The organism is Streptococcus sp. oral taxon 064 (assembly GCF_001683375.1).
In the GTDB taxonomy this organism is placed as follows: domain Bacteria; phylum Bacillota; class Bacilli; order Lactobacillales; family Streptococcaceae; genus Streptococcus; species Streptococcus oralis_S.
This window is the reverse complement of the sequence record NZ_CP016207.1, coordinates 302798-316444: the sequence shown is the minus strand read 5'-3', so window position 1 is coordinate 316444 and position 13647 is coordinate 302798. Positions and strand designations below refer to the sequence as shown.

The 13647-nt window shown below is 39.8% G+C and carries 6 protein-coding genes; all 6 read left to right on the top strand.

Features of this window, described 5'->3' with window-relative positions; genetic code table 11:
• Positions 1 to 140: 140 nt before the first annotated feature.
• Positions 141 to 4772, top strand: coding sequence for an antigen I/II family LPXTG-anchored adhesin (locus AXF18_RS01535; protein WP_065371383.1), 4632 nt, complete (start codon positions 141 to 143; stop codon positions 4770 to 4772).
• A 134-nt stretch (positions 4773 to 4906) separates the two neighbouring features.
• On the top strand, positions 4907 to 5434 hold the full coding sequence (locus tag AXF18_RS01530) for an aromatic acid exporter family protein (RefSeq protein WP_000119887.1): 528 nt from the start codon (positions 4907 to 4909) through the stop codon (positions 5432 to 5434).
• A 76-nt stretch (positions 5435 to 5510) separates the two neighbouring features.
• On the top strand, positions 5511 to 5867 hold the full coding sequence (glnR, locus tag AXF18_RS01525) for a transcriptional repressor GlnR (RefSeq protein WP_065371382.1): 357 nt from the start codon (positions 5511 to 5513) through the stop codon (positions 5865 to 5867).
• Between the two features lie 36 nt (positions 5868 to 5903).
• Positions 5904 to 7250, top strand: a complete 1347-nt coding sequence (gene glnA / locus AXF18_RS01520; protein WP_001122885.1) for a type I glutamate--ammonia ligase — start codon at positions 5904 to 5906, stop codon at positions 7248 to 7250.
• A 390-nt stretch (positions 7251 to 7640) separates the two neighbouring features.
• Positions 7641 to 8228 carry a TlpA disulfide reductase family protein gene (locus tag AXF18_RS01515; RefSeq protein WP_063641737.1) on the top strand — a complete coding sequence of 196 codons (588 nt, stop codon included), beginning with the start codon at positions 7641 to 7643 and terminating at the stop codon, positions 8226 to 8228.
• Positions 8229 to 8288: 60 nt separating this feature from the next.
• On the top strand, positions 8289 to 13647 hold a 5359-nt coding region (locus tag AXF18_RS01510), incomplete at its 3' end, for an isopeptide-forming domain-containing fimbrial protein (protein WP_157090882.1).

The following is a 13647-nucleotide window of genomic DNA, read 5'->3' as shown; positions in this document are numbered from 1 at the left end:
CATCTTCTTTTTAATTTAATTTATAAATAGGTGAAATTTTTCTATAAATAAAAAGAAAAAAGAGTAAATATTTGCACCCTGCCTTGTAAAGTGCTAGTATAAGAAGTAACGACTAAATTTAGATAAGGAAATGACTTATAATGAAAAATAAAAAAGAAGTCTATGGATTTCGTAAAAGCAAAGTTGCGAAAACTTTGTGTGGTGCTGTTTTAGGAACTGCTTTGATTGCTTTTGCAGACAAAGCAGTATTTGCTGATGAAGTTACAGAGACAACTAGTACAAGTACGGTTGAGGTAGCTACTACAGGGAACCCAGCCACAAATCTACCTGAAGCTCAGGGTGAAATGAGCCAAGTTGCCAAAGAAAGCCAAGCTAAGGCTGGTTCCAAAGACTCAGCTTTGCCAGTAGAAGTATCATCAGCTGATTTGGATAAAACAGTTGCCGATGCAAAATCTGCAGGAGTTAAGGTAGTTCAAGATGAAACAAAAGACAAAGGAACAGCCACAACTGCTACAGAGAATGCTCAAAAACAAGATGAGATTAAAAGCGACTATGCTAAACAGGCTGAAGAAGTAAAGACAACAACTGAAGCATATAAAAAAGAAGTCGCAGCTCATCAGGCTGAAACAGATAAAGTCAATGCTGAAAACAAAGCAGCGGATGACAAGTATCAAAAAGATCTAAAAAGTCATCAAGAAGAAGTTGAGAAAATCAACACTGCCAATGCAACAGCTAAAGCAGAATATGAAGCTAAGCTAGCACAATATCAAAAAGATTTAGCAACTGTCAAAAAAGCAAATGAAGATAGCCAACAGGATTATCAAAATAAACTTTCAGCTTACCAGACAGAATTAGCTCGAGTACAAAAAGCTAATGCGGAAGCTAAAGAGGCTTATGATAAAGCAGTAAAAGAAAACACAGCTAAAAACGAAGCGCTTAAAGCTGAAAATGAAGCGATTAAACAGCGTAATGAAACTGCAAAAGCAACTTATGAAGCGGCGATGAAGCAGTATGAAGCAGACCTTGCAGCTATTAAGAAAGCCAAGGAAGATAATGATGCTGATTATCAAGCAAAATTAGCAGCTTACCAGACAGAATTAGCTCGAGTACAAAAAGCTAATGCGGAAGCTAAAGCAGCCTATGAAAAAGCTGTTGAAGAAAACACAGCTAAAAATACAGCCATTCAAGCTGAAAATGAAGCGATTAAGCAACGTAACGCCACTGCAAAATCGACTTATGACGCAGCGGTGAAGAAATACGAAGCAGATTTGGCGGCAGTTAAGCGAGCAAATGCTACCAATGAAGCAGACTACCAAGCTAAGCTAGCCGAATACCAGACGGAATTAGCTCGCGTTCAAAAAGCTAATGCCGATGCAAAAGCAACTTACGAGAAGGCAGTTGAAGACAACAAGGCAAAAAATGCAGCGCTCCAAGCTGAAAATGACGAAATCAAGCAACGCAATGCCGCCGCAAAAGCTGAATACGAAGCTAAAGTTGCTAAATATGAAGCAGATCTTGCCAAATATAAAAAAGAGTTGGCTGAGTATCCAGCTAAATTAAAGGCTTATGAAGATGAGCAGGCCCAAATTAAGGCAGCGCTTGTAGAACTTGAAAAGAATAAAGATCAAGATGGTTACTTATCTAAGCCATCTGCTCAGAGCTTGGTTTATGATTTAGAACCGAATGCCCAACTTGACCTCAAAACAGAAGGAAAACTTCTCACTGCAGCAGCAGTTGATGAAGCCTTTAAGAAAGACACAGACCAATATGGTAAGAAAAATCTTCAGTTAGACAATCTCAATGTCAAGAACTTGGAGAACGGTGCAACTACTTCTTCAGTGGAATTGTATGGTAATATTGGAGACAAATCAGACTGGACGACCAATGTAGGGAATAAAACAGAGGTTAAATGGGGATCGGTTCTTTTAGAACGTGGACAAAGTGCTACAGCAACTTATACCAACCTTCAAAATTCATACTACAACGGTAAAAAGATTTCGAAGATTGTTTACAAATATACTGTAGATCCTTCTTCTCAATTTAAAAATCCTAGTGGAAAAGTTTGGTTGGGAATCTTTAGTGACCCAACTTTGGGAGTCTTTGCTTCTGCTTACACTGGTGATGTTGAAAAAGGGACTTCAATTTTCATTAAAAATGAATTTACCTTCTATGATGAAAATGACCAACCAATTAATTTCGACAATGCCCTTCTTTCAGTTGCATCTCTAAATAGAGAAAATAATTCTATTGAGATGGCCAAGGATTACACTGGTAACTTTATTAAAATTTCCGGTTCATCTGTTGGAGAAAAAGACGGAAAGATTTATGCCACAGAAACTCTTAACTTTAAACAAGGACAGGGTGGAGCTCGCTGGACAATGTATAAAAATAGCCAGCCTAATTCAGGATGGGATTCATCAGATGCTCCAAACTCTTGGTATGGTGCAGGAGCAATTAGCATGTCTGGTTCAACTAACCGTGTTACTGTCGGTGCCATTTCAGCTACTTTAGTAGTTCCTTCTGATCCAGTTATGGCGGTTGATACAGGTAAAAGACCAAATATCTGGTACTCACTCAATGGTAAGATTCGTGCGGTTAACGTTCCGAAAATTACAAAAGAAAAACCAACTCCGCCAGTAGAACCAACTGCACCACAAGCTCCAACTTATGAAGTGGAAAAACCACTGGAACCAGCTCCAGTAGTACCAAACTACGAAAATGAGCCAACTCCACCGGTAAAAACTCCAGATCAACCGGAGCCATCAAAACCAGAAGAGCCAACATATGAGACAGAGAAACCATTGGAACCAGCTCCAGTAGCACCAAACTACGAAAATGAGCCAACTCCACCGGTAAAAACTCCAGATCAACCGGAGCCATCAAAACCAGAAGAGCCAACATATGAGACAGAGAAACCATTGGAACCAGCTCCAGTAGCACCAAGCTACGAAAATGAGCCAACTCCACCGGTAAAAACTCCAGATCAACCAGAGCCATCAAAACCAGAAGAGCCAAATTATGATCCATTGCCAACTCCGCCGGTAGCACCAACTCCTAAGCAGTTGCCAACACCACCAGCGGTGCCAACAGTTCACTTCCATTACAATCGTCTATTTGCACAACCTCAGATTAATAAAGAAATTAAAAATGAGGATGGAGTAGATATCGATCGTACTCTAGTTGCTAAGCAGTCTGTAGTGAAGTTTGAGTTGAAAACAGAAGCGTTGACAGCTGGTCGTCCAAAAACAACTTCATTTGTATTGGTAGATCCACTTCCAACTGGCTATCAGTTTGATTTGGAAGCAACCAAGGCTGCAAGCAAAGGTTTTGAAACAAGCTATGACAAAGCTAGTCATACTGTAACCTTTAAGGCTACTGAGGAGACCTTAGCTGCTTTCAATGCAGATTTGACAAAATCCTTTGAGACTCTATATCCAACTGTTGTTGGTCGTGTCTTGAATGATGGGGCAACTTATACAAATAACTTTACATTGACAGTCAACGACGCCTACGGTGTTAAGTCAAACATTGTTCGTGTAACGACTCCAGGTAAACCAAATGATCCTGACAATCCAAATAACAACTACATCAAGCCTTTGAAAGTTAACAAGAACAAGCAAGGTGTAAATATTGATGGTAAAGAGGTTCTAGCTGGTTCAACGAACTACTATGAACTTACATGGGATTTGGACCAATACAAGGGAGATAAATCTTCTAAAGAAGCGATTCAAAATGGTTTCTACTATGTGGATGATTATCCAGAAGAAGCCTTAACCCTTCAACCAGAATTGGTTAAGATCCGTGATCTAGAGGGCAACCTTGTATCAGGTATCAGTGTTCAACAATTTGATAGTTTAGAAGCTGCGCCTAAGAAGGTTCAAGATCTGTTGAAGAAAGCAAACATCACTGTTAAAGGTGCTTTCCAACTCTTCTCAGCTGATAATCCAGCCGAATTCTACAAGAACTATGTAGCAGCAGGAAAATCATTGCTCATCACAGATCCGATGACAGTTAAACCTGAATTTGGTCAAACGGGTGGTAAGTATGAAAACAAAGCCTACCAAATTGATTTTGGAAATGGTTATGCTACAGAAGTAGTTGTCAACAATGTACCGAAAATCACACCTAAAAAAGATGTGACAATCAGTATGGATCCAAGCAGTGACAATATTGATGGTCAAACCATTCCGTTGAACCAGTACTTCAATTATCGTTTAATCGGTGGTTTGATTCCACAAAATCATTCTGAGGACTTGAATGACTATAGTTTTGTAGATGATTATGACCAAAAAGGTGATCAATACACTGGAAACTATAAAGTTCTTGCCAAGGTTGATATCCGATTGAAAGACGGTCGTGTTATCAAGGCAGGAACAGACTTAACGGCTGAAACACAGGTTGAACATGATCAAGATAAGGGAATGATTACCATTCGATTCAAGGAAGAATTCCTTCAAGAGATTCAGTTGGATTCTCCATTCCAAGCTGAGACTTATATTCAAATGAAACGAATTGCTGTTGGAACCTTTGAAAATACCTATGTAAATACTGTGAACAAAGTTGCTTACGCCTCAAATACAGTTCGTACGACAACGCCAGAACCTAAGAAACCAGAGGAGCCAACGACTCCTACTCCAAATCCAAAAGGTAACCCTACTCTACCTCAAACAGGTACAAATGATTCAAGCTACATGCCATATCTTGGTCTAGCAGCTTTAGTAGGGGTTTTAGGACTTGGTCAGTTGAAACGTAAAGAAGACGAAGGCAAGTAAGCTCTAAAAGTTAAATAGAAAAGAGGAACTTTGTTTCCTCTTTTTCTTGTAGCTTGAATTAAAAACGCTTCCTATTGATTTTGGCTCATAAAATCAACTAATTTATGTTAAAATGGTAGTAGAAAGTTGAGATTATGAGTTATTTTAAAAAATATAAATTTGATAAGTCACAGTTCAAGCTTGGGATGCGAACCTTCAAAACAGGGATTGCAGTATTTATAGTTCTCTTGATTTTTGGTTTTTTTGGCTGGAAGGGCCTTCAAATCGGAGCACTAACAGCGGTCTTCAGTCTACGAGAGAGCTTTGATAAGAGTGTCCATTTTGGAACTTCGCGTATCTTAGGAAATAGCATTGGCGGTTTTTATGCCCTTGTCTTTTTCCTCTTAAACACTTTATTTCATGGAGCCTTTTGGGTAACCTTACTAGTTGTTCCGATTTGCACCATGTTAACCATTATGACAAATGTCGCCATGAACAACAAGGCAGGAGTTATCGGTGGTGTGGCGGCTATGTTGATTATTACCCTATCAATACCAAGCGGAGAAACATTTTTGTACGTGTTTGCGCGCGTATTTGAAACATTTATGGGAGTTTTTGTCGCAATCCTTGTAAATTATGATATTGAGCAACTGAAACTCTTTTGGGAGAAAAAAAGAAAATAATGTTACATTTTATGACATTATTCGTTGACGTATGTCTTTTTTTAGACTATAATAGACAGGAAGAAGGAAATTGTAAATGAAGGAAAGAGAATTTCGCCGAAATATGGCTGTTTTTCCTATCGGCAGTGTTATGAAATTGACCGATCTCTCGGCACGTCAGATTCGTTATTATGAAGATCAAGAGTTGATCAAACCTGATCGAAACGAAGGGAACCGTCGCATGTATTCTTTGAATGACATGGATCGTCTGCTTGAAATCAAAGATTACATCTCTGAAGGTCATAATATTGCTGCGATTAAGAAAAAATATGCTGAACGCGAGGCGAAGTCCAAGAAAGCTGTGAGTCAGACGGAAGTGCGTCGTGCACTCCACAATGAACTCCTCCAGCAGGGGCGCTTTACTTCAGTACGGTCACCCTTTGGTCGCGGTTAGGCAATCGCAAGTAGTCATATATTAAGGAGAAAACCCATGCCAATCACAGCTGCAGATATTCGTCGTGAAGTCAAGGAAAAAAATGTTACCTTTATCCGTCTCATGTTTTCAGATATTCTGGGAACCATGAAAAACGTCGAAATTCCTGCTACAGATGAACAGTTAGATAAGGTCTTGTCAAACAAAGCCATGTTTGATGGCTCTTCTATTGAAGGTTTTGTACGTATCAATGAATCAGATATGTACTTGTACCCAGACTTGGATACATGGACAGTCTTCCCATGGGGAGATGAAAATGGAAGTGTTGCAGGTTTGATCTGTGATGTCTATACAACAGAAGGCGAACCCTTTGCAGGTGACCCACGTGGTAATCTGAAGCGTGCACTTCGTCATATGGAAGAAGTAGGATTTAAATCTTTCAACCTTGGACCAGAACCAGAATTCTTCCTCTTTAAGCTGGATGAAAATGGCGATCCAACTCTTGAGGTAAATGACAAGGGTGGCTACTTCGACTTGGCCCCTACTGACCTTGCAGACAATACGCGTCGTGAGATTGTCAATGTCTTGACCAAAATGGGATTTGAAGTTGAAGCGAGTCACCACGAGGTTGCGGTTGGACAACACGAGATTGACTTTAAGTACGATGAAGTTCTCCGTGCTTGCGATAAGATTCAAATCTTTAAGCTTGTTGTTAAAACCATTGCTCGCAAACATGGCCTTTACGCAACCTTTATGGCTAAACCGAAATTTGGTATTGCTGGATCAGGTATGCACTGTAATATGTCCTTGTTTGATGCAGAAGGAAATAATGCCTTCTTTGATCCAAATGATCCAAAAGGAATGCAGTTGTCTGAAACGGCCTACCATTTCCTTGGTGGTTTGATCAAACATGCTTACAACTATACTGCCATCATGAACCCAACGGTTAACTCATACAAACGTTTGGTTCCAGGTTATGAAGCGCCTGTTTACATTGCTTGGGCTGGTCGTAACCGTTCGCCACTTGTGCGCGTACCGGCTTCACGCGGTATGGGAACTCGTCTTGAGTTGCGTTCAGTGGACCCAATGGCAAACCCATACATCGCTATGGCGGTTCTTTTGGAAGTTGGTTTGCATGGTATTGAAAACAAAATCGAAGCACCAGCTCCTATCGAAGAAAATATCTACATCATGACAGCAGAAGAGCGTAAGGAAGCTGGAATCACTGATCTTCCATCAACTCTTCATAACGCCTTGAAAGCTTTGACAGAAGATGAAGTGGTCAAGGCAGCCCTAGGTGAACACATCTACACTAGCTTCCTTGAAGCGAAACGTATCGAGTGGGCCAGCTATGCAACATTTGTTTCACAATGGGAAGTTGATAATTATCTTGATTTGTATTAAGAACATAAAAAAGATTATCTAATTGGATAATCTTTTTTATTATTGCAATTTTTTAAATGTATTTTGATACTATTCTTAGTATATATAATATGGTGAATTGAGCAAAAATGGATCATTAGTTGAATTGATTAAAAAGTAATAATATTCTGAAAAAACTCAGAATAATATTCCCGTAATCCTATCTCGAGAATCTCTCTAATGTATGAAATAGTAGGTTTTTAACATTCTAAAAAAATTTACAATTTGACAACATATTTCTTGAAATACTAATTAGTAAATGATAAAATATCATTTGACATGAATGAGGTTTAGCTCTCGTTTTTATAGATTGATATATTATTTAATTGAAACTTATTCATGATATTTTACTATTATAAGAAAGGAGATATTATGAAAAAAGACAAGTGGTGGCTTCCATTTTTAGCAGTAGGAGTCATCATAGCTTTAGCGGTGGGTTTAATTTATTTCACTAGACCCACTAAGGATGGAGATATAGGAACGTCTTCAGTTTCGCAATCGACTTCAAGCGATGAGAACAATTCAGCTTTGAGTTTAAAAGGTCAACAACTTCCAGAATTTAAAATGACCTCTCAAGATGGAAAATTGATTGCTATCTCGGAACTGTATGATAAACCTATATTAGTTGTCGAATGGGCTAGTTGGTGTCCGCATTGCCAGAAACAACTACCCATTGTTCAGCAGATGTATGAAAAGTATGGAGATCAAATTCATTTTGTTCTTCTGAATATGAACGAACCAGGAAAAGAAACAAAGGAAACTGCTGATCAGTATATCAAAGAAAAAGGATATACTTTCCCGTATTATTATGACGAAGATCAGTTCGCAGCCGATCTTTTACAGGTTCAAACCATACCAAGTATGTATCTTGTGACAAAACAGCAACAGGTAAAGAATGTATTAGTAAATCATACCACTGCTGAAAATTTCTCGAAAGAGTTACAAGAACTGCTAAACTAACATACATTCATTTCGGAAAAAGGAGGAAGAAGAAATCGCAATAGGATTTCAGAGAAAATTATGAGAGATTTCATTAAAAAGGTCTCCATTCTGTTTACGATTCTGTTTCTCTCTGTGCCATTAGGATTGGCTGGACTGTTCCTTGCTCGAGGTGCATCAGCTGATGAAGGGGCTGCAAGACAAGTAGGAGAGAACACAGAAATTATCCAGAATGGATGTTATCGTAAGGTAAAGAAAACAGAAAAAACACAGTGGACAGTTCCACGTAAACCGATCGACTTAGTTATCCTTCAAGATGCGAGTGGATCCTTTGAAAAGACTATTCCTAGTGTTAAGAATGCCTTGAAGCGTTTGACCACTTATGTGAAACCTGAACAGTACAATGAAACTGACCCACATTTAGTGAGTACAGGTGATCCAGATACGACTGACCGCGTCTTCGTTTCAGCTTATCAAGGATTGGATCAGGTTCGATATTTTGATAATGAGGACTTCACAGGAGCGATTGATACCTATACAAATGAGGGGATCACTGGTAAACATTATCAGTTTAGTTCAAGTGATTTAACATCAGATCAAAAATCTATTCATAGCTTTATTGATAATATTACTGTTGGAGGAGGAACTCCTACAGTTCCTGGTATCACGGATGCTCTTGCTGCTTATAACAGTCAAAAAGGAGAAATGAAAAATGGTCGTAAGACAGTATTCCTCCTTGTAACGGATGGTGTGGCCAATGGTTACCGTCTCCCAGATGGTAATGTTGTTATGGATAAAAGTTATGCCAGAACTTATAAGCTACAACCTGCATGGGGACTTGGTCAAAACTATTTCCCTGAAGCAGCGCAAGATATTGTCAGCCGTGCAAACGAGTTAAAAGAGGCAGGAAATACACTTAAGAATGCTGTTGGATCAGAAGGCTCTGTAGTTATTGGTTTCTGGGAGCGAGTGGCAGGGTTCACTGACCCATACTTCCAATATGGTTCTGCTTATTTGAATGGATTTGGAAAAACATTGAATATCGGTGATAACCGTTCAGTTCAAGGAATCTTCCATGATGCTCTTCAATCGATGGCTTCACCAGACAAGGTTGTAAACGGAAAGAACGTTTCCTTCTATGTTAATGAACAAAGCGATATCGATAAGTTCTCAAATCGAATTTTAGAATCGGTAGCTGCAGCGTTGATCAAGGAAGACATCAAAGGTGAGTTCACTGTTACACCCGGGTATAAGGTTGATGCTGTTCGAATCAATGGTAAAACAGTTGTTGAAAAAGTCACAGATCCATCAAAACAAATTCGTGGTCGAATCAATCAAGAAGGTGACAATGTCACAATCTATGTACCCGATAGTGTCTTCAACCCTGGAGATAACAATTTCGACTATGATTTGAGTAAGGAAGCTCGTGCTCCTGAAACGAATGAAGAGGATGAAGTTGATCCGCCAGCTGATTACACACCAACGAATGAAACAATTACAGTCCCTGAATTGACTGGTGTCTTCAAGACAGGTGAATTTACAACCCGTAAGATTGGTGGACGTAATGAAGAAGTTGAAGTTCAAAAACTCGAGTACTGTTACCCAAGTGTCACGAAGAGAATTACCGACGCAGATAAGAGTAATGATTTGGGAGAAATTGATGACCCGCTTGGTTTGACAAAGAAAAAAGCCTATTCTGCACAATTGTCAGACAAGGCAGAGGAGTTTACCTATACTCTTGATTACAACTTCAATAACGTAGCCTACGAATTTGAAAAGAACGTCATGTTGACAGACCCACTTGACTACCGTTTGGAAGTGGTTGAAAGTTCAGCTACTGGACCAAATGGAGAAAAATGGACCACTCGTGTAGTTAGTCAAGATGATTCAGAAGGCAACCCTCAAAGTGTCGTGGTTGCGGATGTTCCTGCTAAAGGATCCAACTATAATTACTTGGTATTGAAGAAAGCTCAAATGACCATTAAGGTTCGTTTGAAAGAACAATACCGCAATAATCAATCAAGTAAAGAATTCATGGCTCTCCTTCAGGAAAGTAATGGATTTGGTCTCCTAAACCAAGGGAACATCATGTGGAATGGTGATGACAATCAACCAAACCAAGATGCGCATGCCAAGACAGATACCAAACCAAGTACCATTCGCCGTTCAAATCCAGTTTACGTGAAACCTCCAGTTGTAACCGAAATTACGAAGAAGGTTAATGACAAAGAACATGAAGATTTGAAGGCAGAAGAGGAACTCTTTGAGTACAAGGTGACTGCTCCATGGCCAGGTATTGCGGACAACTTTACGCTGACAGATACAGTTGTTCCAGAGTTAGAAGTTCAAGCAGATAGTTTGAATGTAAAACTCGGTGGAAAAGATAACGCTGATTTGAAAGGTGCGACAACCGTTTCAGGTCAAACCGTTTCGTTGACACTAGACAAAACTAATCTTGAAAAAATCACTCGTAAAGTGAATCGCCGTAAGGTGAAAGACATTCAATATGTAGAATTAACCTTTAAGGCGAAAATCCGTAAAGGTGCTGATCTTTCTAAATACAAGAAAGATGGTCAAGTAAAAGTACCAAATACAGCGGATGTGATCTTGAACGATGTGAAACAAACCTCTAACGAAGTAACGGTTACCCCACCAAAACCAAAAGAACCAACGATTGATAAGAAAATCAATGAAAACTTGGATAGCTTCCAAACGTTTGATGGGCAACCATACAACTACAATATTACAACAGCAGTACCAAGTGATGTTGCTAATTACAAGAAATTTGTGATTCGTGATACACTGGATGCTAATTTGGAACTTGCAGGAGACGTAAGTATTAAAGGTTCTGCAGCGGCCCTCTTTGATATCCACACCAATGGTCAAGAGATTACGGCAACGGTGAAGGATGGTCAGTTTGGTGAACTTGCAAAATACTCAACTGTTGAACTAGTCATTCCTGCAAAAGTTAAAAATGGTGTGATAGGTACAACCATTGAAAACAAGGCTTCTATTTCCTTTACAAATGAGAATAATGTAGAGAAAGAAGTTGAATCGAAACCTGTCACCGTAACGCCACCTCCTGTAACGAAGAAGATCAATGAAACTCTTGATCACTTAGATATCGCGACAGGTCAAGCGTATAACTACAACATTAAGACAAAACTTCCAACAGATATTACAGATTACAAGAAATTTGTGATTACAGATACACTTGAAGGAGATTTGTCAGTTATCAATGAAACTTCAAGCAAACCAGTTATCAAAGGAGCAGCTGCCGCCTTCTTCGATGTAACAGTTGAGGGTCAAACCGTGACTGCAACGATGAAGGACTTTGCGAACGCTACAGACCTTGCTGGTCAAGAAGTGGAATTGATTATTCCGGCTAAGATCAATGATGGAGTGACTCGTATCAACATTCCAAATACTGCGAAGTTCAGCTTCACAGATAAGAACGATCATAGCGGAGAAAAAGAAACGAAACCTGTCACCGTAACCCCTCCATCAGAACCAGGTGTTGATAAGAAAATCAACGAAACACTGACAGAGGCAACAATCGGTGCGGAAACCGACTTTGCTTATAATATCAAAGCGAAATTGCCAAATGATATTACAACGTACAAGTCCTTCGTTGTAACGGATACCTTGGATGAGAACTTGACTCCAGGTCAAGCTGAAATCAAGGGAGCGGCAGCGAAATTCTTCGATGTAACAGTTCAAGGTCAAACCGTGACTGCAACGATGAAAGATTTTGCGAATGCGGGTGACTACGGTAACCAAGAAGTAGAGCTCGTGATTCATGCCAAAGTGAAGAAAGGCTCAACTGTTCCATCTATTGAGAACAAAGCTAAGATTACTTACACCAACAAGAATGACCAACAAGGTGAGAAAGAAACCAAGCCGGTCACTGTTACACCACCACCAATCACGAAGAAGGTGAATGGTCAGGAACATGCAGATCTTGGTAAGTTATCAGAAATCTTTACGTATACGATTGACTCAACGGTTCCACATGTGGCAGATAGCTTCACCATTTCAGATGATATCGTCAAAGAATTGGCATTTGAAGGAGAAGCAACGGTCACTGTTGATGGCCAAGCTGTTCAAGACCTCACTGTAACAACAGAAGGTCAACGTTTGACGGTCACATTTGGTAAAGAGCAAGTGAAACAATATGCTGGTAAAGCTGTACAAGTTTCATTTAAGGCTAAGGTGAAGGAAGGCATTACCTTTGATGCACTCTTAGCAGCTTATCCAAATGAATCAAAAGACAAGCCGGTAGTACCAAATACTGCTAGCTACATCATTAATGATAATCCTGATTCTAAGAAAGAATCAAAACCAGTTACCGTTACACCACCACCAACCACTACTCCAGAGCTTAAGAAGGAAGTAAACGGAGCAGAACGTTATGATCTTGCAAAACGTAATGAAGAGTTTACTTATACTTTGAAAACAACAATGCCTGCCAGCGCAACTGTGTTTGAGATGACAGACGAGTTGAAAGAAGTTCTAGAATTTGTTGGTGAGAATGCTTCAGCCACTGTTAAACTTGATGGTGAGGATGCAGGATCGAAGGCGACAGTGACACTTTCTGGTCAAGTCATCAAAGTTGCCTTTACAGAAGCTTCTGTAAAAGCAGATGCAGGTAAGTCCATTGAAGTGAATTTCAAGGCTAAGATTAGAGATAATGCCAACTTATCAGCTTATGTGAATAAAGATGGTAAGACAGAGATTCCGAATAAGGCTTCTTATGATATTGATCACAATCCGAAATATCACAAGGACTCTAACGAAGTCCCAGTAACACCTCCAACACCAGACGAGCCAGAGATCAAGAAAGATGTGAACGGCAAAGAATCTGAAACTCTTGACAAACGCGACCAAGTCTTCACATACAACGTGAAAACAAGTGTAGCGCAAGATGCGACAGCCTTCAGCGTAACCGATAAGATCGAAGATGTTCTTGAGTTTGCAGGTAAATCAAGTGCGACCTTGAATGGTCAAGCGCTTGAAGCAAGTCAAATCAAGGTAGAAGGTCAAACGATTACCTTGACGCTTACAGAAGACCAAGTGAAAGCAAATGGCGGTCAAGCAGTTGAATTAACATTCGACGCGAAGATCAAAGCTGGCGCTAACTTGTCCGCATATGTGAAGGAAGACGGCCGTACACAGATTCCGAATAAGGCTTCTTACGACGCAAGCTTCCCACACAAACCAGGTGTGCACAAGGACTCTAACGAAGTCCCAGTAACACCTCCAACACCAGAAGAGCCAGAAATCAAGAAAGATGTGAACGGCAAGGCAGAAGCAACCCTCGCAAAACGTGATGAAGTCTTCACATACAATGTGAAAACAAGTGTAGCGCAAGATGCGACAGCCTTCAGCGTAACCGATAAGATCGAAGATGTTCTTGAGTTCTCAGGTAAATCAAGTGCGA

Coding starts and splice junctions, on each gene's coding strand:
- AXF18_RS01535 (WP_065371383.1), top strand. CDS start 141: ATGAAAAATAAAAAAGAAGTCTATGGATTTCGTAAAAGCAAAGTTGCG.
- AXF18_RS01530 (WP_000119887.1), top strand. CDS start 4,907: ATGAGTTATTTTAAAAAATATAAATTTGATAAGTCACAGTTCAAGCTT.
- glnR (WP_065371382.1), top strand. CDS start 5,511: ATGAAGGAAAGAGAATTTCGCCGAAATATGGCTGTTTTTCCTATCGGC.
- glnA (WP_001122885.1), top strand. CDS start 5,904: ATGCCAATCACAGCTGCAGATATTCGTCGTGAAGTCAAGGAAAAAAAT.
- AXF18_RS01515 (WP_063641737.1), top strand. CDS start 7,641: ATGAAAAAAGACAAGTGGTGGCTTCCATTTTTAGCAGTAGGAGTCATC.